Raw genomic sequence first — 21,435 nt, forward strand, 5'->3', positions numbered from 1 at the left:
GGCGAATCTTTGCGCCCGAAATCGAAGGAGGGTGTGTATTGCGTTGACGGGTCGGGTTATTTCCCCGATGCCACGCACAGGATTTTTAGCGCAGGCCGTGGAGCAGGAGCACAGGCAAACCAGCTTGCTGCGTGTAGAAATAGCAAACCATATTAGTAGCATTGCTGAATAAATAAATACCGTATCTCGATTAGTAAAAGTACAGCGGGATGCGCTCCGCTATTTACCTCGCCTGAAAACAAGGTTACTCGCAGATTTCATGCGATGGAGAGCGTTCCCGCTACAAAAAAACGAATACGCGGGAGACAAAGAGTTTCGAGGTGGCAATTCTATAAGGAGGGGACTTTTGATGAAGAGGCAGATGTGCGCCGGCCTGCTGGCCGGTACCTTTGCAGTATGCGGACATGCTGAATCGAGTGTAACGCTCTATGGCATTCTCGACACCGCAATCGAGTTCACCAATCATTGGCCAATCAATCCCGGCCAGCCTGCGACTAGTGGCAACCGTTGGTCAATGGCCGATGGAGCGCGCTCCGGTGGCTCCCGCTGGGGTCTGACCGGCAACGAAGATCTTGGCGGTGGTCTGAAGGCGGAATTTCAGATCGAGAGCGGGTTTCTGGTTCCTAACGGCGCGCTGATGCAGGAATTCTTCGGTCGGAGCGCGTGGATCGGTCTGGCATCAACGAAGGCTGGCACGCTGCGCTTTGGCCGGCAGTATACGTCCCTCGTGGATGCACTGTACCCGTCGTCGCCGACGGACCTCTCGGGTACATACGAACCGGTCGTTGCGGAAGTTGGATCCAACCTCTGGGAAAGCAACGTCGTCAAATATAAGAACGCTCTCGGGCCGGTGACGCTGACCGGGCACTATTCCTTTAGCAATCTCGCGGGGCAGTTCTCGAACGGCTCGGGTTACGGCGGTGCCGCCGCATACGACAACGGCACGCTCTCCGTCAGTCTCGGATACGACAATCTTCATCGCTCAGAGGGCATTGGCGGCAACTATGCACGTTTCGAAAAGGCGGCTATCGGTATCACCTATTCAACCGCCGCATTCAAGTTCATGGGCGGGTATCGGTATGGAAAGAACGATCCACTCGCTGGGTATGCCGCACGCGACGATTACTTCTGGGTGGCTACGCGCTATCTGCTCGCGGTCGACAAGATACTGACCCTTGCGTACTACTACGACCGCATTCAGACAGCGACCGGAGCAAATGGTGAGGTGGCAAGGCCGGCCAGCCCGCAGCAGGTTATGGCCATCGGCGACTACCTGCTATCAAAGCGCACCGATCTGTACGTGGTAGTGGGTTATTCGCGTCACTCAGCGCTTAACTTCGACTCGTACAACAGTACGTCTGCTGCTTATAGGACGGCATCTGCCGATAGCAGTCAGACCGGTGTGCAGATTGGTGTGCGCCATTCGTTCTAAGGCAAAAAACGGAAGACGCCGGCATTGGTTCGCGCTCCACTGGGCGAATCCAGGCCGGTCTCTAACATCTCCAACATAGTGAGAAGCAAAAATGAGAGCAATCTTACAGATTGGATTGGTCGCCGCATTGGCCGCCACTATCGCACCGTTGACGGCATTCGCGCAGGACGGCAATGACAGCGCGGGGGCGACGTCCGGAATTGCAGCCAGCGCGCCGAGCGCAAAGGCCATCAGGGCCGCTAACCGTAAGCTCGCAAAAACTGTGCGAACAGCAATGGCGAAGGCAAAAGGCATCGACATGACCCAGTTGTTCGTCTACGCGAAGGGCGGCGCTATAACGTTGTCTGGTTCTGTGCCAAAAAGCGCTCAGGTGGATCGCGCTGAGGAGGTCGCCAAAAGCGTGCCTGGCGTTTCTTCAGTCGACAATCGGCTCAGTGTATATGCGATAGAACGGTAAGCCCGAGCGGGCCGTTGCCTGACGTGCAACGGCTTCGGCTTTTAATGTGGTAGTCCGTATCCAGCCGTGTTTAAAGATAGTTAGCGTTGCGAAACTCGCATGACGAATGCGTTTTGGGTTCAGCTAGCTGGTAATTATTTATCGAGATCATGTAGTCGATTTTTATCGTTGGACAGTGATCACGGCAGCGTCGATAGTTAGTTACAACACAAGTTCGAGGAGACGGAGATGATCAATGAACCTTCGGCGTCAGCCGATCCTTACCATTCTGGGACATCGGAGAGATCCGGCGCAGTTGTTGCCGATGACTCGCTTCGCGAGCAGATCGACGTGTCGCTGTCTTTGGCGGATTCGATCTCATGAACGATCCGGTCACACTTCACGGCTACTACCGGTCTTCCGCGTCATTTCGTGTCCGGATAGCGCTCAATCTCAAGGCGATAGCCTACGAGGATGCGTTTCATCATCTGCGGCGCGGCGAGCAGCGGGCACCAGACTACTTGAAGTTGAATCGTCAGGGGCTTGTGCCGACGCTGGGCATTGATGGACAGGTACTGGTCCAGTCGCTATCCATTCTCGAGTACCTTGACGAGACGCGGCCAAATCCCCCATTGCTGCCTGCCGATCCGGCCGGGCGTGCGCGCGTACGCGCGTTGGCACAAATTGTCGCTTGCGATATTCATCCGATCGACAATCTGCGCGTTCTCAACTATCTGCGCAAAACGCTTCATCAACCAGAAGACGCGATCAAGGATTGGTACAACCGATGGATAGCGGACGGTTTTGAGGCCATCGAAGGGATGCTTGCAACGAATCCCGAGGCAGGGCGATTTTGCCACGGTGACAGCGTCACCATGGCGGACATCTACCTCGTTCCGCAAGTAGTCAATGCGCGTAACTTCGATCTGGACATGACTCCCTTTCCCATCCTGCAGCGAATTTCGGAGGCGGCGCTTGCCATGCCGGCATTCGAACGTGCGATGCCATCAAACCAGAAGGACTTCGAATGAACGTCACCCCACCGCTGACTCCCGCAACGGCAGCGCCGTTGCAGGTTGAGTCGTCAAAGAGCTATGAATGGAAGGCTGTCACGCTGATGGCCCTCGGCATGGGGCTGGTCGGCATAGACCGCTTCCTGATCGTGCCGTTGATGCCGGTACTGATGCGCGACCTGAAGCTCGACTATCAGGATCTCGGGCATATCACGGGCGCATTGGCGCTCGCATGGGGCTTATCGGCGCTCCTGACAGGCAATCTCTCGGACAGGATCGGTTTCAAGAGAGTCATCGTGCCGGCGATGGTTGGATTTTCGTTGCTGGCGGGTCTTGGCGGACTCGCAACCGGGGTCGGCAGCCTGATTGCCATCCGGGCATTTATGGGTGTGGCTGAGGGTGCCTTCACACCTGCCAGCATCATTGCGACCATGGATGCGTCGCCCCCGAGCCGGCACGGACGTAACGTCGGGATCCAGCAGATGATGCCGGCTCTGCTCGGGCTTGGTCTCACTCCGATTGTGGTGACGCAGCTTCTCAAGGTGATGAACTGGCCGTGGATTTTCCTGCTCGTCGCATTTCCGGGTCTCATTGTTGCGTTCCTCGCGCAACGGGTCTTGCGTCGACCGTCGCCGGTTGAAATTGCAAAACATACCGCCACGCATGACACGGCACAACATCGTTGGTATGAGGTATTTCGTTATCGCAATGTACCGCTTGGCATCATCTGCATGCTGTGCTGGCTCGCGTGCCAGATCGTCATTGCCGCGCTGTTCCCCAATTATCTTGTGGACTATCTGCATCTCGACATGCAGCAGATGGGTTTCATTCTCTCGTCGTTAGGCTTTGGCGGGGCGATCGGCGCTCTCGTATTGCCGGCCCTTTCAGACCGCGTTGGGCGCAAGCCCGTCATGCTGGCTTCCGCGGCAGGCGTATTTCTGTCGCTATGGATTTTCCTGCGAACCGGGGCTTCGCCGGTAGCGCTGTTCATCTGCCTGATGATCGCGATGGGTTGTCTGTATAGCCTGATCACACTGACTGTCGGTCCGGTCGCAGCTGAAGCCGTGCCGGTCCAATTGATGTCCACAGCGTCGGGCATGATCATCGGTATTGGCGAAGTTTTTGGCGGCGGCGTCGCACCTGCGTATGCCGGTTATCTGGCCAAGCATTTCGGCATCGAGCATGCGGTGACCATGCCGCTCTGGACAATCTGCGCCGGAGCCATTGCGGTCGCAGCGTTGAAGGAAACCGCTCCTGCCCGGATTTTCAACAAACGCGGAATTGAACCGGTCGAGAAGGAGGGAAATGATGGCTGATAACGCTGACAAGGTGAGTGCGAAGGGGACGCCCGAGCGCGAGGATTTTTACGAACGGATCGGCCAGAAGAACCTCGCGCCGCTTTGGACGTCGTTGAATGACCTGATTACGCCCGAGCCGCGGAGCAAATGCGTGCCGGCACACTGGCGATTCGCAGACGTCCGCGCGGCCATGATGGAGGCGGGCGAGATCATTACGGCAAAAGAAGCCGAACGGCGCGTGCTCGTGCTGGAGAACGCTGGCCTGCGTGGTCTATCGAAAATCACAACCGATCTGTATGCGGGGGTGCAGCTGGTTCTTCCCGGCGAGGTCGCGCCCGCGCACCGGCATACGCAAACGGCCCTGCGTTTCGTGCTGGAAGGCGGTGGCGCTCACACATCGGTGAATGGCGAACGTACGTTAATGAACGAAGGGGATTTCATTATCACGCCGCCGATGGCATGGCACGATCATGGCAACGAAAGCGACAGGCCCATTTTCTGGTTGGACGGTCTGGACATACCGGTGGTGCAGTTTGTGGACGCCTCGTTCGCCGAGCATCTTGGCGAGGACGAGCAACCGATTACCCGTCCCACCGGCGATAGTGACGTCCGCTACGGCGCCAATCTGCTGCCGGTAGACCATCGGCCTGCCGGCGGAACCTCGCCGATCTTCAACTATCCTTATGCCCGGACACGCGAAGCGCTGGAGCAGATGCGTCGCGCGAATGCCTGGGATCCCTGTCATGGGTTGAAGATGCGATACGTCAACCCAAACAATGGGAAGTATGCGATGGCGACGATGGCTACCTTCACGCAGTTGCTGCCGAAGGGGTTTTCGACGGAACCCTATCGCTCAACCGACGCGACCGTCTTTGTGCCTATCGAAGGGCGGGGCCGTAGCCGGATCGGAGGCGACGTCGTCGTGGAGTGGAGCAAGCGGGATATCTTTGTTGTCCCGTCGTGGCATCACGTCCAGCACGAGGCAGACGAGGACAGCGTCTTGTTCTCCTTTTCCGACCGGCCCATACAGGAGGCGCTTTATCTGTTCAGGGAGGAAAGGGGCGCAGCTTGAATCGCCTCAGCCGGTGTCACCGCCGGCTACTGGCAACACCGTGCCCGTGATATAGCTCGCCTCGTCTGAAGCGAGGAACAGAATCGGCGCGACCTGTTCGCCGATGCTGCCGTAGCGTTTGAAGAAGGTGGATTCAGTGACCTGCTTCACCGCATCGCCCATCCAGATCTTTTCCTGCTCGCTGTCGCCGGCGGTATTGCGAGGGACGCGTCGCGGCGGTGCGTCGGTCCCGCCCGGCGCGGTGGCGACCACACGGATGTTGTGCTCCGCGTACTCCATCGCCAGTGACTGCGTGATCGCGTTGACACCGCCCTTGGCCGCCGAATACGGTACGCGGCGGATACCGCGCGTGGCATTCGATGAGACGTTGACGATGGTCCCACCGCCACGCGTGAGCAGGTGCGGCAACACAGCATGGCAGGCATACAGCGTGGGCATGAGTGAACGGCGAATTTCCGCGTCAATCTGCTCGGGTTCGAACTCGGCGAATGGACGCATGCGAATCGCGCCACCGACGCCATTGATCAGTATGTCGATGCCGCCAAACTTGCGCACTGCAAAAGCCATCGCCGATGCCGCACCTTCGTACGTCTCGAGGTCGGCAACAAAGCCTGCCGTCTCCGCGCCACTTACTTCTGCAGCCACTTCAGAGACGAACTCGGCGCGGTCGACGAACAGCACCGTGCCGCCTTCTGCGGCCGCACGAAGCGCTACGGCGCGACCAATACCCTGTGCCGCGCCAGTGACGACCATGACCTTGCCGGCAAATCGTTGCGTGCTCATGCGGTCCTCGGTGCTGCGTTAGGAGTGAACTTCTCGTAGTGGAAGCTGTTGGGCTTCACGCCGTTGTCGTCGAAATGCTTACGCACTGCATCGACCATGGGTGGCGGCCCGCACAAATAAACGTCGACATCGCCGTCATTCAGGACCTCGGCCGGCATGTGCTGCGTCACCCAACCTTTGCGGGGATGAGTCGAATCCGTGTCGGCCACGACGGTGGCGTAGGTGAAATTCGGCAACTTCGCCAGGTACGCTTCGATTGCATCGACCTGCACCAGATCGAGGTCCCGGGTCACGCCATAAATCAGGTGGACCTTCTGCTGCGAATCGGCACGCACCAGTACTTCCAGCATCGACAGGAACGGCGCCAGGCCCGTGCCGCCAGCGAGGAACAGCAACGGCCGTTCTGCTGCGCGCAGATAGAAACTACCGAGCGGCCCGGTCAGCTCCAGCTTGTTGCCAGGCTGCGCGGAATCGAGCCAGGTGCTCATCACGCCACCGGGAATCCGCTTGATCAGAAAACTGACTTTCGATTGCCCCGGCGCCGATGAGAAAGAATACGAACGATGCTGGCCGCTGCCGGGAACATCGATGTTGACGTACTGACCCGGCAGGAATGCCGGCGCGGTCGCATCCACGTCCAGTTCGAGCACGACGGCCGCATCGTTGTGCGGCTCCACCTTCGATACCGTCGCGGCGAACCGGCTCTGTTCAGTCTTGCACGCAGTGGAAGAGGCCGGCACGGCAATCACACAATCGCTTTGCGGCACCATCTGGCAGGTGAGTACAAGGCCACTGTCTTTCTCGTCGTCGCTCAGCGCGTCTTCGATGTAATCGTCGCCAAGATCATAGTTGCCGCTCTCGGCGCGGCACTTGCAGGTACCGCACACGCCATCGGAGCAATCCATTGGCAGGTTGATTTTCGCGCGAAAGGCGGCATCAAGCACCTTCTCGCCCGGCTTGCATGCGACGAAGCGGGTCACGCCGTCCTCGAAGTTCAGTGCAATGTTGTAGCTGGACATGTTGTCTCCTCTACTTCCAGTTTCCTCCCGGGGCGCGACATCAAACGTGGTAAATGTCGAGTACCTGGCGGATGTAATCGTTCTTCAGCACAATTTTCTTGCTGGCAATCAACAGGGCATCGTCGACCTTTCGCAACGTAACGAACATCGTGCCGAAGAAATGGTCGTTGATTCTGTAGCGGTGGCTGAGCGTGTCGAAGTTGTAGCGCACGTCCACTTCGTTGCCGCGTTCGGCCAGCACTTCTACATTGGTGACGTTGTGACTGGTTCTCGGTTCGGGCATCGACGCACTACTGCGTTCGGTCTTGATGCGGAACACCCGGTCTTCCAGGCCGCCACGGTCCGGGTAATACATCAGCGAGATCTGACTCTCGTGGTCATCGGTGAGCTGGTCGTCGTCGTCCCACGCCGGCATCCAGTAGGTGACGTCCTCGGCATAACAGGCGAGCCAATCGTCCCACTGGCGGTCGTCGAGCAGGCGCGCTTCGCGGTACAGCGTGGCGCAGATTTTTGGGTAGTCGAAGCTCATGCCACGGTCTCCTCTTGTTCTTTTTTCAGTGCGTCGCGCATCACCTGAACCCAGTATTCGTGCTGGCACACAAACAGGCCTTCGTCTTCGCTGCGCTCGCCTGAGATGAGCGGCTTCATGCCCATGCTTTTCGCGTTCGCGTCGGGACCTTCGACCCACAACGGCGCGCCGCGCGAAAGGTCGTTCCACATCGCCGTGGTGCCGGCATAGCCAGCCTGGCACGCGCGGAACTCTTCAAGGTCATCTGCGGTGCCCATTCCCGTGACGTTGAAGAAATCCTCGTATTGGCGAATGCGCGTAGCGCGGTCGGCTGCGCTCTCACCCTTGGGGGCAAAGCAGAAGATCGTGACTTCGGTCTTGTCTACGCTCAGCGGACGTACCACGCGAATCTGGGTGCTGAACTGGTCCATCAGGAACACGTTTGGATACAGGCACAGGTTTCGAGTCTGGTTGACGATAAAATCCGCCTTCACTTCGCCGACGCGTGCCTTGATTTCCTCGCGGTATTGATAAACCGGTCGCACTTCAGGGTTCATCGTCTTGGTCCACAACAGAATGTGGCCGTGGTCGAAGCCGTACACGCCGGCTACCGACTTGCTCCAGCTGTTCGCATCCACAGCCTTCGTGCCATCGACCTTGCGGCGGTCCATCGTCGCGGCATAGTTCCAGTGCACGGTGCTGACGTGGTAGCCGTCGCAGCCGTTCTCCATCTGCATCTTCCAGTTGCCGTCGTAGATGTACGAGGAGTTGCCTCGCAACACTTCCAACCCGTTCGCGGCCTGGTCGACGATCTGGTCTATGATGACCTTGGTCTCGCCGAGGTAGTCCTCCAGCGGCATCGCGTTCGCGTTGAGGCTGCCGAACAGGAAGCCGCGATAGCTCTGGAAGCGCGCGACTTTCTTCAGGTCGTGCGAGCCGTTGGTGTTGAATTGCACCGGGTATTCGGTGGTCTTCACGTCCTTCACTTTCAGGAGCTTGCCCGTGTTGGCGAAACTCCAGCCGTGGAACGGACAGGTGAAGGTGCCTTTGTTGCCGTGCTTCTTCCGGCAAAGCATGGCGCCTTTGTGCGCGCAGGCGTTAATGACCGCGTGCAGTTCTCCGCTTTTGTCGCGAGTGATTACGATGGGCTGGCGGCCAATCCAGGTGGTGTAGTAGTCGTTGTTGTCGGGAATCTGGCTTTCGTGAGCCAGGTACACCCAGTTGCTCTCGAAGATGTGTTTCATCTCGAGTTCAAACAGATCGGCGTTGGTGAAGATGTCGCGGCGGCAACGGAATACACCGTTCTGCTTGTCGTCCTGAACGGCGGTATGCAGCAGTTCATCCAGTTGCGAGGCTTTGTCGATAATTGCAGACATGAGTGCTCTCCCTACGCGTGCGCCAGGTGATGGAGCACGCGCATCGGTGTCGAAAGATTCTTGCGAAGGATTGAGCGGCAGCAGTGGTGCGACGTAGCTGCCGCGTTCAGCGGTCAGGCGGTAGCAGACGCACGCAGACGATGGACGACCTGGTTATCCTTGCCCTGAACCAGTGGAGTCAACTCGATGTTGAACTCGATTTCCTTGTACGCGTCAGCCTTCATACCCAACGCAGTGCCGCCGGTCTTTTCGACGACATGCGGAATCAGATCCTCGCGGGTCGCGTAGGCGAAGTCATCCCAGATCAGCGGGTCGCCTTCAATATTGATTTGCGTCGTCAGCTTGCGGTACTTGTCGCTGGTGACGAAGAAGTGCACGTGCGCCGGGCGGTTGCCATGGCGGGCGAGCACGTTCAACAGTTGTTGGGTCGCGCCCTGCGGCGGGCAACCGTAGCCCACCGGCATGAGCGTATGGAATTCGTACTTGCCGTCGGAGCCGCTGCTGACCGCACCGCGCAGGTTGAACTCGCTTTGCGCGCCGGTCGGGTCGAAGTGCGAATAGAAGCCCTTTGAATTAGCGTGCCAGCATTCGACCACCGCACCTGCAACGGGTTTGCCGTCCGGGCCGGTCACGGTGCCGCGGATGACGAGTGGGCCTGCATCCGGATCGGGATTGACGTCAATCCTGGACACGCCATCGCGCACCGGCGCACCGGCGACATACAGCGGACCTTCGATAGTGCGCGGCGTGCCGCCGGTGATTTCAGCAGCCTTGTCCTCTGCATCCATGCGAATGTCGAGATACTTCTCCAGACCGAGACCAGCGGCAAGCAACGCCGCTTCGCCGTCCTGGCCGAGCTTGTTGAAATAGTGAACGCCGGCCCAGATTTCGTCGGGCGTCATGTCAAGGTCGTCGATGGCCTTGAACAAATCGCCCAGCAGGCGATGGACAATCTGCCTGGCGCGAGCACTGCCGTCCTGGCTACCGACGTTGGCAGCAGCCTTTAACAGGTCCTGCGCTTCCTTCGTATCAAACACTTTGACGCTCATGTCTGCTCCTGAATCTCTATTTTATTTGGGGGTAAACCCTTGGTTTAGCGCCCTCTTGGATATGCTTGAAAGGTATAATGGGTGCTGAAACAGAGTGTGAATGCAGAATAGTGGACGCCGGAAGGCCTCGTCCAACACTGATTTAGTATTGGTCTATATCTACAAGGTATTGAAATGGAGCTGCGCCATCTTCGCTATTTCGTCGCCGTAGCCGAGGAACGTAATTTCACGCGCGCGGCGCAGCGGCTGAACATGGCCCAACCGCCTTTGAGCCGTCAGATACAGCAACTTGAAGAGATTCTCGAGGTGCAGTTATTCCAGCGCGACTCGCGCCCGTTGAAGCTAACGGAGACGGGCAAGTTTTTCTATGCTCATGCTGTCCAGTTGCTGGCTCAGACGTCCGAACTCGAATCAATGACGCGGCGTGTGGGCAACATCGAGCGCAGCCTCTCTGTCGGTTTCGTGGGTTCAACGTTGTACGGCATGCTGCCAAAAATCATCCGGCGCTTTCGCGACGAGAACACGACCGTCGAACTCAGCCTCCATGAGATGTCGACGATGGACCAGATTCGCGCGCTGAAAGACGGCCAGATCGATGTCGGGTTCGGCCGTATCCGCCATGAGGACGCAAACATCCGCCGGGTGATTCTTCGCGAGGAGAAGATGATTGTTGCATTCCCGGAGGGCCATGCACTCTCATTGGGCAAGCCCGTCCTCGCGCTCAGCGACCTGATCAACGAGACGCTGATTATTTTCCCCAAGGCGCCGCGGCCCAGTTATGCAGACCAGGTGCTGTCGGCATTCGCAGACCGTGGTCTCAAGCCTCGCCGGATATATGAAGTACGGGAGTTGCAGATTGCGCTAGGCCTCGTCGCAGCGGGGGAAGGAATTGCTGTCGTTCCGAGTAGCGTGTATGGCCTGAAGCGAGACGACGTGAGTTACAAGGAACTGGACGACCCCACTCTGGTTTCCCCAATCATCATGAGCACGCGAATGCTCGACGAGTCGCGGGACCTTCGGGAACTGCTTGAACTCATCTATCGGTTGTACGAGGAGGAAAGGGTGCCTTACGCGCCCCGTAACGATGCCGGGCGGTGATACTCGCTTACTGTCCGAGGCCATCAGTAGGAAACCTCCCAGGTAGCCTGAAACGATTGACCGGCGTGTACTAGAGTGTACTTACGACGCCTTCAACGGGGATTCTTCCATGGACACTCATTCGATTCTGGGCATGATTCACGCCGAAGAGGCTTTACTGGTCTCCATCGTACGGTCGTTACCACCGGACATCAGACGCGCGGTCGCCAACGATTTTCATGAGCAGGTCGAACTCGCGGGGACTTCGCACCTGAATCCGACAACCGATCGGGAAGCGAGCGACGCGTTCAGGGCTCACATCAAAAGATTGTCGATCATGCTTGCCTCGCTGTCGTGAAGAGAGGTCGATCAGTCCGAGGCGCCACGTCTGGCGCGCACGGCTCATGCTGATCCTTTTCATTGCGCCCGCAGGTTTGTTTCGCGATGGCGTCGCACGTCTGCTTGGCGAGGTGGCCGACGGCGCCGAAGTGAAATGCGCCGACTACACGTTGAGCCCTATCGATAGCGGGCAAACGGTCGACGTACTCGTGCTCGACGGTGACTACCTGCCGGAGGCGCTCACTACCGCAAGCGCTTCTCATCGCGGTGCACCGAACGTGCCCGTGCTTGCGCTGCTGACCTCGGTCGATCCTCAGGCCGTCGAGCAATTCATCTCGGCAGGCGTTGCAGGTCACCTGGGTAAATCGGAGTCGAGCAATGCACTGGTCGATGCACTGCGCCTCCTCGTTGCCGGCGGGCGGTATCTGCCGTCGGCCATTCGCTGGTCGGCGGCCACCGCCGCTACCGCTTCCACCGACGCGCTGCAAAGGTCCGCCGTCGCGGCCGATCCCAATCCCCACTTTCTGACGCCTCGCCAACTGCAGGTGCTGGCGCTCGCGGCGCGCGGCGATTCGAACAAGTCAATCGCGCGACAGTTGAACATTACGGAAGGCACCGTAAAAGTGCACTTATATACGGTGTACAAAGCACTCAAGGTCGGAAGTCGGGGGCAGGCGAGCGTTGCCGCGGCGCGGTTGCAGAAGGTCGGCGATGTGCAACTTCACCAGGCGCTGGACGGCCAGCTTTCGATCAGTCGGCTGCTGACTTATACGACGCCCACCCGTTTTCAATCCGGCCACGTCCTCTTTCACAAAGATGACCGAAGCGATGCGCTTTACTACGTGGTGCACGGAACGGTCATGCTCGAGGAGATCGGCATCGAGGTGGGGCAGGGCACGATACTGGGCGAAATCGGGCTCTTCTCTCCGGACCATCGGCGCACGTGCACGGCGCGTTGCAAGAGCGAATGCGAGTTGCTGGTGGTCTCGTCGACCGACGCGATGCGACTTTATTACCAGGACCCGGAATTCGCCACCTATCTGATCCACTTGATTACCCGCCGATTGGAGGCAGATAAGCTGCGCACGAGGCATTAATTGCGACTGTCGAACGTTTATTGCAGACACGGTATTTCAGTGTGCTTTGGCTTTGTCCGATATCGACTGACATAAAGCGGATGGCGGGTGAAAAAAGCCGTTTTTCCAATGTTTTTTTGATCTATAACACATACAAATCGCCAGTCTCCTGAAGACATCGGCCGCGCGTTCGCGTCGCTCCGTCAGGCGGCGAGATTCACCATTTCGAGCATTTCGGCTCAACGCTGAAAGGTTGCGCTTGCGTGGGCGCAGCTCTTCCGACGTGACATTTGAAAGAATGCGCAGGGACAGTTAAGTCCGTTGCGTATAAGACCCGTGCACGCAAAAAATGGCTTGAATAAAAGTGATGGCAGATTTCCCCCGTTCGCCGGATGGACTGGTTTGTGTCGTTCGCGCCGTACTGTTTATGGATCTCGTTGAGTCCTGCAGGCTGATGCAGGATAACGAGGTCGAAGCAGCGCGGCGCTGGCGCGCGTTCAAGGCGCAGATCGAGAATGAGTTTGTGCCTGCGCATGGCGGCCGCCTGATCAGAACTGAGGGCGACGGACTCATGGTCACGTTCGTGCGCCTGCAGGATGGACTCTCCGCGACCTTCGCGATCCAGCGCGCGTCGCGCGAGGTCAACGCAGGCGAGCCGGCGAGCAAGCACATGCTCTTGCGGATGGGCTTGCACATCACGGAGTTGTACGAAGACGAGCGTGACGTGTACGGTCGCGGCGTCAACCTGGCTGCGCGCCTCTACACGCTGGCGGGGCCGGGAGAGATCGTGGTGTCCGCGCAGGTACGGGATCAGCTTACTTCCGAACTGGACGCGGAAATCGACGACCTCGGCGAATGCCATCTGAAGCATTTCGAGCATCCGGTGCACGCCTATCGGATCGGTCCGCCCGGTCCACGTCCGCTGATCGAGCGTGGTGCCGCTTTTTTGCCGGAGCTGCGGCCCACCATTGCGGTGATTCCGTTCGTCTTGCGCGGCGGCGACGTCGAACAGCAGATGCTCGGCGAAGTGCTCGCCGACGAGATCATTTCCTCCTTGTCTCGCACGGCCGAGCTTCTGGTGATCTCGCGTTTGTCCACGACCGCGTTTCGCGAGCGCGGCGCGTCACTCGACGAAATCAGCAGATTTCTCGGCGCGCGTTACGTACTGTCGGGCGCATATCGCATGTCGGGCGATCAGTTCGTGCTCGTCGCCGAGCTCGCCGAGGCCAAATCGCGTCACATTTTGTGGACTGAGAGCATCAGAGGCCGCACTTCCGAGATCATGCTCGGCGAAGACGAGCTGATCGGCCGGGTGGTCGGCGGGGTCAGCAATGCGATCATCAATCGCGAACTGCATCGGGCACGATCGCAGGCGTTGCCCACGCTCGAAATCTCGACACTGCTGATGAGCGCCATCGTGCTGATGCACCGCGGCGTGGCGGACGACTTCAACCGTGCGCGGGACATGCTGGACGTGGTGATCGAACGCGCGGGCAGACAGGCATTGCCGCATGCGTGGCTCGCCAAGTGGCATGTCTTGCGCTTCAATCGCGGCTGGACCGATGACCGCAGCGGCGAAGCAAATGTGGCGCTCGAATGCACGCGGCGCGCGCTCGACGCCGATCCTGAGTGTTCGCTCGCGTTGACCATCGACGGATTCGTGCACACCAATCTGCTCAAGCAGCTCGACGTCGCGCAGCAGCGCTACGCGCTCGCGCTCTCGGTCAATCCCAACGATTCGCTTGCATGGCTGCTCAAAGGCACGCTGCACGCATTCGAAGGCGAGGGCGAGGAGGCTGTCGACGCAACTGAGCACGCCCTCAGGCTTTCGCCGCTCGATCCCTTGCGCTATTTCTACGAGTCGCTAGGCGCAACGGCCGCGCTATCCGCGGGCCGATACGAACGCGCGGTGGAACTGGCGCAACGGTCCCTGCGGGTGAACCGTACCAACACGTCCACGTTACGCGCGCTGGCGATTGCGCAGTCGCTGCTCGGCAACGTCGAGGCGGCGCGTTTGACGGTCGGCGAAGTGCTGGCCATCGAGCCGGCGCTGACGGTGCGACGTTATCTTGAACGCTCGCCTAGCGGCGCATACAAGACCGGCAAGATCTGGTCGGAGGCACTCCGTCAGGCGGGATTGCCTGGCTAGATAGAAGAAGCGATGAATGCGGTGCTGGATCCCTGAGAGAGGAGACATATCGTGAGCGGACTTGGTGGTGCGGGTGGTGCGGGTGGGGCAGGCGGTGCAGGTGGAGCTGGTGGGGCTGGCGGCGCTGGCGTTCCGCCCGGCGGTGGCGGCGCGGGTGGCGTCTATGATGCGGGCGGCGGCAGTTCGGGCGACCCGCGGCTTCTCGCGGAAGCGCTGATGGGACACCGCGACGGGATAGTGGGCAGTTGGCGGACTCCGGAGCTGGTGACGCTCAACAAAGATAATCAGAAACTGCAGGATCTCACCACACCGCAGCCGCCTGCGCTCGACGATCCCGCTCAACTGTGGCGATGGGAACCTTGGGTGCGCGCGACGGTGTTCGATTTCGAACTGCTGACCAGTCTGAAGTTTTCGTTTCCCGACCCTTACACCGCCATGCTGTCTCATCGGGCCGCGTCAGGCGGCGCGGACGTGAAAGTCGTCTCTTTGAGCCGCCCGGACGTGGCCGTTTTCACGAAACAACTCGACTGGCTGGACTTCTATTCGGACCTGCGCGAGGACCGCGCCGCTGAGATACTGTGTCAGATGGGCCCACAAGTGGCATTCTGGAGCACCCTCATCTATCTGCACCCGAGCCGCACGCCGAAGACGCTCGAACTGCTCGATGCCGCTGTGCGGTTCGCAATCTTCGCGGAAATTCGCTTCAAGCATGCGATAGCGGCGCAAAGGGCCATCGAGTACTCGACCCAGGTCCAGCCGATGATCCAGACGCCGGGGCATGGCTCGCTACCGAGCGGCCATTCGACTCAGGCGTTCATTATCGCGGTAGTGCTGTGCGCATTGTTCAATGCGCAGCCCAACTCCGTATTCCATCAGCAGGCGATGAGGCAGGCGTACCGTGTCGCGGTGAATCGAACGGTGGCGGGTGTGCATTTTCCGATCGACAGCATTGCGGGGCACGTGCTTGGTACTTCACTCGGGGAATACTTTGTCGCGCGGTGTAAGCCGAAGCTTGGCGGCAACGGCATGATTACTCCGCGCTATTTCAAGGGCAACGGTATCAACGCCAACGGTCCGCACGGCAACCCGGATTTCGATTATCACGAGCCGCTGAGCGACGCCGATGTTGCTACCTATATCTTGAACAATCCGGCCATGACCGCGCCCCAGGTGCGGGCCTACTTCTCGTTCATCGACTGGGACGCTGCGCAAACGGCCGTGGATGGATCCGACATTCTGTGGTGGCTATGGAACCAAGCGGCGAGCGAGTGGACGGGTAAGAGTCTCCAGAACACGCGTTAGCCGTAAGCGTGTCGATGCGTGCAGAAAGGGTGGCATACGAGGTGGCATATGAGTTGGCAATCTTTGGCGGGCGGCGGCGCGTGGAGCGGTCTCAACTGGATCGGACGCGCCGCTAACAGCACCCGCGCCGACCCCTATCTGGCGTGGGCGGACACAACGGCGTTTGCTCACGTCGGTGGGCAACCCACCGGTTGGGTGCGCGTCATCCTTGAACTGGAAGCGCACTGGCCAGTGGCGGGCGCTCCGCCCCTTACCGCGCAGACGTTCGCGGAGAGTCTGGAAAACGCGAATGCCGCGTGGAAGTCTTGGATTCAAGTATCGACTGTCTATCGCTTTCCGCCGCATGATCTGGAAGCGTCGCGCTTCCTGACTGCGATCGTGACAAAGCAGTTCTTCACCGAAATCGATGGCGCAATGAAGGGTGTCGTGAAGCGCTTTGAACTCGGGATGCCGATCGCTCCTGGCGACGCGGTGCAGTCTGTGGCTCCTGGTTCCGAAGCGTCCATGCCGGGAACGCCGCCCATCTTCGGTCCCGTCGTTCAACCGGGCGCAGTGGCCACTGACGCGCCGCACGCCGTGTTCATGGGTGTCATGGACGACGGACTGGCGTTCGCTCACGAACGCTTTCGTTCCGTCGCCGATATTCCGTCGACCCGCATCGAATACTTCTGGAATCAGGATGACGCGGCGGCGGCGCCGCTTGGCGTGCACTACGGGCGTGAGCTAACCCGCGCCGAGATAAACGGCTTGCTTAAGCAGTGCGTGAGCAAAGGGCTCGTGGACGAAGACGCCGTGTATCGGCTCAACGGCTACGTCGGTGCGCGCAAACGCTGGGCGCACGGCACGGAGGTCATGGATCTCGCGTGCGGCGTGAGGCACAACAAGATCGAGGCCGCCGCGTTGACCCTGGAAGGGGAGCGGACGGGAACGGTTCAACCGCCGCGTATCCTGTGCGTCCAGTTCAAGACGGCAGGGCGAACGATTCGCGACACGTCCGGGCTCTGGTTCGCCGTTCACGCACTCGACGCGATCCGCTACCTCCTGCGTCGCGCCGACGATCTTGCCGACGGCGCGGGGTACTCGGTTGTGCTCAACCTGAGCTACGGCTATATGGCGGGTCCGCACGACGGCAGTTCGATCATAGAAAGCGCGATGGATGAACTGATCGGCCTGCATCGCGATCTATCGATCGTCGTACCCGCGGGAAACAGCAACATGCTGCGCTGTCATGCGGAACTCGAGCTTGAGAAAGGAACGTCGAGCCCGCTTACGTGGCGCGTCCTGCCCGATTGCGCCACGCCCGGTTTTCTTGAGATATGGTTGCCGAAGAATGTCGACGCATCCAATCTGACTGTTCAGATCACACCTCCGGGAGGAGGCACGAGCCCCGCGTTTCCCGTCGAGAATCTCTACACGTGGCAACCGGGGCGCAATGTGCTGTGTACGGCCGTCTATCTGGATCGCGTCGCCACGGGGGACTGCAAGATGATCCTGATCGCACTCGCCCCTACAACGATGAATCATCCGCAGCGCGATCCGGCGCCGGCGGGCAACTGGACCGTGACGCTGACGAACGGGTCGAGTGACAATCTGAAGATTCATGCGTGGGTACAGCGTAATGAAACGGCCTACGGCTATCCACTGCGAGGGCGCCAGTCGCGCTTCGAGGATCTGGCGTACAAGCGGTTTGTTTTTGGGGCCCACGTGCGGGACTTCGACGAAGGCAATCCGTCGACGTGGATCAAGCGTAGTGGCACGTTGAGTTCCATTGCGACCGGCGAGCACACCGTCGTGGTCGGTGCCTATCGCAGGACTGACGGACGCGCTGCGACCTACTCATCGACCGGACCTTCTCTTCTGGCGACGCAGCGATCGGGTCCGGATGCGGCGGCGGTCAGCGAAGACTCCGTCGCATGCGCAGGCGTGCTGAGCGCGAGTACGCGCAGCGGCTGCCTCGTTGCGTTGAGCGGAACCAGCGCCGCGGCGCCGCAGGTGGCCCGCTTGCTGGCGCGGCAAAAAATCATCGAGTACGCGAATGGATTGCAGCCCAATACGTTCACGCCTCAGCCTTCCGCTCGCGTGTGGATTGAAACCGAGGCGAATTCCCTCGATCCAGATCAGGTCGCGGCGGTCCCTCACCTGCTAGGCCCATGCTTCGGCACGTTGAATCCACCACCGGTGCCGCTCGGTCAACATGCCTATGTGCCGCGTCTGCTTGAGATTCGGGCAGGCTCCGGCAGGTTGCCTTCGCCGCGCTGGAAGAAAAGAGGTATCAAGCTGTAGCGAGGCCATAACGCATCGAGGACCGGGCCTTGTTCCCCGGCCCTCGTTGTGCGTCACGTGCGTCCGCTGCCGCGCTCCGGAGCGGACAGAAAGATCATTGACCTCCCTTGAAAAGCTGCTGGAGCCTTGCCGCTTCTCCGTTGTGCTGCGAGCGCACGAGGTCCTGATAGACATCGGCACGGGTTTTGCCTTGTTGAATCGCGGCGCCGCCCGACATCGAGTTGGTGGACATGTCTGACCCTTGCGAACTGTTCAGGATTTCGGTTGCCGTCGGCGGCTGTTGCGCAGTGGTTTCCTGCGCGTTTGCCTGCCATGAGCACGCGCAGAGCACGCCGCTGACCAGTAAAAGTGCTGTCTTCATTTTGACTCTCCTTTCGAAATGGCGGCGCATGCACCCGCTGCGCCGAACCGAAGCGCCGATGTGCGCCGTGTCCAGGGAGAAAGCGGGTCGCTCCGTGGAACGGAGTGAGTGCGATCGGGCGGGGTTGCAGAGACGCTTAGGTTGATTGCAGTATGTGTGTCGGGCGCGGGCTCGGCTATATGGCATTGGTGATAGACGAGGAGGGGCGCGAGGAGCAGAACGCGAGGCTTTCCGCGCGCGGGGAGATTTCGAAGCGACGTGGAATAGATCGCAATGACGAGCTGTTGTATGAGCAGCCCGGGTGAACCGGTCGCCCACACAACAACAGGTTCGGACATGCTCAATACCCTCATTTCCCGGCGGCGTCTGATGGCAGCGGGGTCCATGGCCTCATTCAGCGTGCTGTTTTCGAAGCTTGCCTACGGCGCGGCCGCCAGCGGCGCCGAGCCCGCCGCAAGCATGGCAACGAGCGTCGTTCCGGCATTTCTCGGCTCGTCGCCGCAAACACTGCCGCCGCTGCCGTGGGCAGAAAACGCACTCGAACCGACCATTTCGGCGCGCACCATCGGCATACATCATGGCAAGCACCACCGGGCCTATTTCGACAATCTGCACAAGCTCCTTGCCGGCACGCCGCTCGAACAGGCATCGCTCGAGCAGATCATCATGCAGTCGCATGACCAGCCCGCGCTCGCAGACGTCTTCAACAACGCCGCGCAAGCATGGAACCACAACTTCTACTGGAATTCGTTGAGTCCAGCGCCGGGCGCGCCGAGCGAGAAGCTTCAGGCGGCGATCGCCCGTAAGTTCGGTTCCGTCGATGCACTCGCGAAGGCGCTCGTCGCGACTTCGGCATCGCAGTTCGGCAGTGGCTGGGGATGGCTCGTGCTCGATCGCGGAGAACTCGCGGTCGTCAAGACGAGCAACGCGGAAACGCCGTTTACGCGCGGACTCGTGCCGCTGCTAACCGTCGATGTATGGGAGCACGCGTACTACCTGGACTATCAGAATCGTCGACCGGACTATCTGGTCGCGACGGTTTCGCGTCACCTGAACTGGGCGTTCGCCTCAGCCAATCTTGACCGTGTCTGACAAGTCGCGGGGCAGTTTCACGCTTTCATCGTATCGGGTCAAAAGGAGCATCGCCATGGTTCGCTTGCCACGCAGAATACGCCATTCAATCAGCGCCGTATGGCTGTTGGCAGTAATCGGCACGCCGGCCGGCGCTGCGCCGATCGACCCGCCCGATGCACGAGCGCTCTTGAGCGCGGCCGCATCCGGCGTCCAGATTTATTCCTGCGAATACGATGCAAACCACACGCTCGGCTGGGTGTTCCGCAGTCCGCGCGCCACGTTGTTCGATACGGCCGGGATCGCCGTGATCGAGCATTCGGCAGGCCCCTCCTGGGAAGCCCGCGACGGCAGCCGGATCGTCGGTCATGTCCTCGCGCAGATGCCAAGCGAAACGCAGAACGGCGTGCCACAGCTCCTGCTGGAAACACGCTCGACGGGCGCGAAGGGAATGTTGAGCGAGGTGCGCTACGTGCAACGCACGATGACCGCAGGCGGCGCCAAGCCGACAGCACCTTGCACCGTCGAACATGCGGCAGGCAGCTCGCCGTACATCGCCACCTATACATTTTTCAAGTAGTAAGCGGCAGCGGATGGTACCCCTTGAGTCCCATGACTAGTCAGCGCAGCCAGCAAAACGATACCCAGGGTCCATGCCCGCAGTCGATAAGTCATGTGCTTTGCTCGCAGGTTGACGATGCCGGTCAACGCCGGTCTCTTCAACACAACAGCGAAGCGCCCGAATTACTCCGTGGCTGAAAGAACGGCGCATCGAGGACAGCGAGCGAAAAGGGCGCAGGCTAGGTCCCGAAGAGCGGCGCGGTGCGGCGGGTGGAAATGCTGTTGCCCAGCGCATGCAGATCGAGACCGCGGGGCGGTCCGATCAGCGCGTAGCCGAGTTCGGACTGACGCCAGGTGACGACGGTCATCGACGCAACCTGCCGCGTTGCCGTACCCGCGTCGGGCTTGGCTTCCTTCATCACGCACAAGGCGACGGGCGCGCCCTGTTTGGGCAGATAGACGATCTGAATGAGCGGCTTGTCGTTGAAACGCAGGCGCTGCACGCGCTTGAACGTGAGGCCGTAGGCGCTCAAGTCCGGAATGCGAACGGCGAGGCCGTCGTCGTCGCGAATCTGCGCGGTGGTTTTCGCCACCAACGCCGGGTCGGCTTCGATATTTGCGAGCGTGTCGCGAGAATAGAGTTGTTGATAACTGGCGGCGGCCATGACCCAGGGCGACACCCCCGTTCCCACCGACGCCACTGACGCCACCGACGCCACCGATGCGCCGACCGTGGACGCAGACCCGGTGCCGCTTCCGAGGCGCAGCACGAACCCACAGGTGAACGCCCCCGCGACGAACGCGACGGCGAGCCACGCGGGCGCGATGCGCAAGCGCGAGCGGATCGTCGCTGACGCCTCGGCGCCGGCAAGATGCGGCACGGCGGCATCGTTGGCGCTCGCATCGCGCCCGGCCGGCGCGACCGCGTCTTGCCGGCCCGGCGCTTCGTTCCGAGCGGGATCTTGCGCAGATTGTTGTGCCGCGCGTGCCATCCCGGCAATCCGCGCCCTCAGGCTTTCGGGCACCGGCGGCAGAGCCTGCTGCGCGAACGCTTCCGCGTAGGGCAGACGCGACGCCCTGAGCCTCTCGACGCGTAGCATGGCGTCGGCTGAGTCGTTCAGCGCGCGCTCCACGGCTTCGCGTGCATGGGCGGGCAGTGTGCCGTCCACGTAGGCCATCAGTTCGATGTCGTCCGGATTCATAAGGCCTGTCTTCGCTCTTCGCGGAATG

21 protein-coding genes are annotated in these 21,435 nt (G+C 60.1%); 14 read left to right on the forward strand and 7 right to left on the reverse strand.

All coding sequences use genetic code 11. The features are described 5' to 3' along the window. The first annotated feature begins 349 nt into the window (after positions 1-349). The 6 genes from M0D64_RS11080 (at position 350) to gtdA (ending at position 5,251) form a co-directional block, all read left to right on the forward strand. The gene (locus tag M0D64_RS11080) at positions 350-1,432 is read left to right on the forward strand and encodes a porin (RefSeq protein WP_266257705.1); all 1,083 of its coding nucleotides are present in this window, start codon (positions 350-352) and stop codon (positions 1,430-1,432) included. Positions 1,433-1,559: 127 nt separating this feature from the next. Further along, a complete protein-coding gene (locus M0D64_RS11085) occupies positions 1,560-1,889 on the forward strand; it encodes a BON domain-containing protein (RefSeq protein ID WP_266257706.1) in 330 nt (109 codons plus the stop codon). Between the two features lie 228 nt (positions 1,890-2,117). Then, entirely contained in the window at positions 2,118-2,252 is a 135-nt protein-coding gene (locus M0D64_RS11090) for a hypothetical protein (protein ID WP_266257707.1), read from the forward strand. Further along, on the forward strand, positions 2,249-2,899 hold the full coding sequence (gene maiA, locus M0D64_RS11095; RefSeq protein WP_266257708.1) for a maleylacetoacetate isomerase: 651 nt from the start codon (positions 2,249-2,251) through the stop codon (positions 2,897-2,899). Before M0D64_RS11090 ends, maiA begins: the two co-directional genes overlap by 4 nt. Continuing rightward, positions 2,896-4,197 (forward strand): MFS transporter, encoded by a 1,302-nt coding sequence (locus M0D64_RS11100; RefSeq protein ID WP_266257709.1) that lies wholly within the window; start codon positions 2,896-2,898, stop codon positions 4,195-4,197. Before maiA ends, M0D64_RS11100 begins: the two co-directional genes overlap by 4 nt. Continuing rightward, complete coding sequence (gtdA, locus tag M0D64_RS11105; RefSeq protein WP_266257710.1) at positions 4,187-5,251, forward strand: gentisate 1,2-dioxygenase; 1,065 nt, start codon at positions 4,187-4,189, stop codon at positions 5,249-5,251. The genes M0D64_RS11100 and gtdA overlap by 11 nt, the downstream gene beginning before the upstream one ends. A gap of 6 nt (positions 5,252-5,257) precedes the next feature. On the opposite strand, the gene benD is transcribed toward gtdA, so the two are convergent. The 5 genes from benD to catA form a co-directional block, all read right to left on the reverse strand. Next, entirely contained in the window at positions 5,258-6,034 is a 777-nt protein-coding gene (gene benD / locus M0D64_RS11110) for a benzoate diol dehydrogenase BenD (protein WP_266257711.1), read from the reverse strand. Beyond that, a complete protein-coding gene (gene benC, locus M0D64_RS11115) occupies positions 6,031-7,053 on the reverse strand; it encodes a benzoate 1,2-dioxygenase electron transfer component BenC (RefSeq protein WP_266257712.1) in 1,023 nt (340 codons plus the stop codon). Before benC ends, benD begins: the two co-directional genes overlap by 4 nt. A gap of 40 nt (positions 7,054-7,093) precedes the next feature. Beyond that, entirely contained in the window at positions 7,094-7,582 is a 489-nt protein-coding gene (gene benB / locus M0D64_RS11120) for a benzoate 1,2-dioxygenase small subunit (RefSeq protein ID WP_054035207.1), read from the reverse strand. Further along, positions 7,579-8,937: a Rieske 2Fe-2S domain-containing protein gene (locus tag M0D64_RS11125; RefSeq protein ID WP_266257713.1), complete on the reverse strand. Its 1,359-nt coding sequence runs from the start codon at positions 8,935-8,937 to the stop codon at positions 7,579-7,581. The genes benB and M0D64_RS11125 overlap by 4 nt, the downstream gene beginning before the upstream one ends. Positions 8,938-9,050: 113 nt before the next feature. Continuing rightward, positions 9,051-9,986, reverse strand: coding sequence for a catechol 1,2-dioxygenase (catA, locus tag M0D64_RS11130; protein WP_266257714.1), 936 nt, complete (start codon positions 9,984-9,986; stop codon positions 9,051-9,053). 174 nt (positions 9,987-10,160) lie between these two features. Between catA and M0D64_RS11135 the strand changes: the two genes are divergently transcribed. The 6 genes from M0D64_RS11135 (at position 10,161) to M0D64_RS11160 (ending at position 18,212) form a co-directional block, all read left to right on the forward strand. Then, entirely contained in the window at positions 10,161-11,084 is a 924-nt protein-coding gene (locus tag M0D64_RS11135; protein ID WP_154564998.1) for a LysR family transcriptional regulator, read from the forward strand. Between the two features lie 109 nt (positions 11,085-11,193). Then, on the forward strand, positions 11,194-11,421 hold the full coding sequence (locus tag M0D64_RS11140; protein WP_154565000.1) for a hypothetical protein: 228 nt from the start codon (positions 11,194-11,196) through the stop codon (positions 11,419-11,421). Positions 11,422-11,467: 46 nt separating this feature from the next. Then, on the forward strand, positions 11,468-12,499 hold the full coding sequence (locus M0D64_RS11145; protein ID WP_154565002.1) for a LuxR C-terminal-related transcriptional regulator: 1,032 nt from the start codon (positions 11,468-11,470) through the stop codon (positions 12,497-12,499). A 346-nt stretch (positions 12,500-12,845) separates the two neighbouring features. Beyond that, positions 12,846-14,627 (forward strand): adenylate/guanylate cyclase domain-containing protein, encoded by a 1,782-nt coding sequence (locus M0D64_RS11150; RefSeq protein ID WP_154565004.1) that lies wholly within the window; start codon positions 12,846-12,848, stop codon positions 14,625-14,627. Positions 14,628-14,678: 51 nt separating this feature from the next. Beyond that, complete coding sequence (locus M0D64_RS11155; RefSeq protein WP_266257715.1) at positions 14,679-15,929, forward strand: phosphatase PAP2 family protein; 1,251 nt, start codon at positions 14,679-14,681, stop codon at positions 15,927-15,929. A 48-nt stretch (positions 15,930-15,977) separates the two neighbouring features. Further along, positions 15,978-18,212: a S8 family serine peptidase gene (locus tag M0D64_RS11160; protein WP_266257716.1), complete on the forward strand. Its 2,235-nt coding sequence runs from the start codon at positions 15,978-15,980 to the stop codon at positions 18,210-18,212. 94 nt (positions 18,213-18,306) lie between these two features. Here M0D64_RS11160 and M0D64_RS11165 read toward each other — a convergent pair whose 3' ends face one another. Beyond that, entirely contained in the window at positions 18,307-18,573 is a 267-nt protein-coding gene (locus M0D64_RS11165; protein ID WP_154559715.1) for a hypothetical protein, read from the reverse strand. A gap of 459 nt (positions 18,574-19,032) precedes the next feature. Here M0D64_RS11165 and M0D64_RS11170 point away from each other — a divergent pair, with 459 nt between their 5' ends. Beyond that, positions 19,033-19,665 carry a superoxide dismutase gene (locus M0D64_RS11170; protein ID WP_266257816.1) on the forward strand — a complete coding sequence of 211 codons (633 nt, stop codon included), beginning with the start codon at positions 19,033-19,035 and terminating at the stop codon, positions 19,663-19,665. Between the two features lie 55 nt (positions 19,666-19,720). Next, complete coding sequence (locus tag M0D64_RS11175; protein ID WP_266257717.1) at positions 19,721-20,224, forward strand: DUF3455 domain-containing protein; 504 nt, start codon at positions 19,721-19,723, stop codon at positions 20,222-20,224. A 220-nt stretch (positions 20,225-20,444) separates the two neighbouring features. On the opposite strand, the gene M0D64_RS11180 is transcribed toward M0D64_RS11175, so the two are convergent. Further along, positions 20,445-21,407 (reverse strand): anti-sigma factor, encoded by a 963-nt coding sequence (locus M0D64_RS11180; RefSeq protein WP_266257718.1) that lies wholly within the window; start codon positions 21,405-21,407, stop codon positions 20,445-20,447. Positions 21,408-21,435: the final 28 nt, after the last annotated feature.

The organism is Paraburkholderia sp. WS6, from assembly GCF_030464835.1.
GTDB lineage: Bacteria > Pseudomonadota > Gammaproteobacteria > Burkholderiales > Burkholderiaceae > Paraburkholderia > Paraburkholderia madseniana.

What these genes read in the sequence shown, in the direction of transcription:
- M0D64_RS11160 (WP_266257716.1), top strand. Translation starts at nt 15,978, where the DNA reads ATGAGTTGGCAATCTTTGGCGGGCGGCGGCGCGTGGAGCGGTCTCAAC.
- M0D64_RS11100 (WP_266257709.1), top strand. Translation starts at nt 2,896, where the DNA reads ATGAACGTCACCCCACCGCTGACTCCCGCAACGGCAGCGCCGTTGCAG.
- gtdA (WP_266257710.1), top strand. Translation starts at nt 4,187, where the DNA reads ATGATGGCTGATAACGCTGACAAGGTGAGTGCGAAGGGGACGCCCGAG.
- maiA (WP_266257708.1), top strand. Translation starts at nt 2,249, where the DNA reads ATGAACGATCCGGTCACACTTCACGGCTACTACCGGTCTTCCGCGTCA.
- M0D64_RS11180 (WP_266257718.1), bottom strand. Translation starts at nt 21,407, where the DNA reads ATGAATCCGGACGACATCGAACTGATGGCCTACGTGGACGGCACACTG.
- benB (WP_054035207.1), bottom strand. Translation starts at nt 7,582, where the DNA reads ATGAGCTTCGACTACCCAAAAATCTGCGCCACGCTGTACCGCGAAGCG.
- M0D64_RS11090 (WP_266257707.1), top strand. Translation starts at nt 2,118, where the DNA reads ATGATCAATGAACCTTCGGCGTCAGCCGATCCTTACCATTCTGGGACA.
- M0D64_RS11125 (WP_266257713.1), bottom strand. Translation starts at nt 8,937, where the DNA reads ATGTCTGCAATTATCGACAAAGCCTCGCAACTGGATGAACTGCTGCAT.
- catA (WP_266257714.1), bottom strand. Translation starts at nt 9,986, where the DNA reads ATGAGCGTCAAAGTGTTTGATACGAAGGAAGCGCAGGACCTGTTAAAG.
- M0D64_RS11145 (WP_154565002.1), top strand. Translation starts at nt 11,468, where the DNA reads ATGCTGATCCTTTTCATTGCGCCCGCAGGTTTGTTTCGCGATGGCGTC.
- benD (WP_266257711.1), bottom strand. Translation starts at nt 6,034, where the DNA reads ATGAGCACGCAACGATTTGCCGGCAAGGTCATGGTCGTCACTGGCGCG.
- M0D64_RS11170 (WP_266257816.1), top strand. Translation starts at nt 19,033, where the DNA reads ATGGCAACGAGCGTCGTTCCGGCATTTCTCGGCTCGTCGCCGCAAACA.
- M0D64_RS11165 (WP_154559715.1), bottom strand. Translation starts at nt 18,573, where the DNA reads ATGAAGACAGCACTTTTACTGGTCAGCGGCGTGCTCTGCGCGTGCTCA.
- M0D64_RS11175 (WP_266257717.1), top strand. Translation starts at nt 19,721, where the DNA reads ATGGTTCGCTTGCCACGCAGAATACGCCATTCAATCAGCGCCGTATGG.
- benC (WP_266257712.1), bottom strand. Translation starts at nt 7,053, where the DNA reads ATGTCCAGCTACAACATTGCACTGAACTTCGAGGACGGCGTGACCCGC.
- M0D64_RS11150 (WP_154565004.1), top strand. Translation starts at nt 12,846, where the DNA reads ATGGCAGATTTCCCCCGTTCGCCGGATGGACTGGTTTGTGTCGTTCGC.
- M0D64_RS11140 (WP_154565000.1), top strand. Translation starts at nt 11,194, where the DNA reads ATGGACACTCATTCGATTCTGGGCATGATTCACGCCGAAGAGGCTTTA.
- M0D64_RS11080 (WP_266257705.1), top strand. Translation starts at nt 350, where the DNA reads ATGAAGAGGCAGATGTGCGCCGGCCTGCTGGCCGGTACCTTTGCAGTA.
- M0D64_RS11135 (WP_154564998.1), top strand. Translation starts at nt 10,161, where the DNA reads ATGGAGCTGCGCCATCTTCGCTATTTCGTCGCCGTAGCCGAGGAACGT.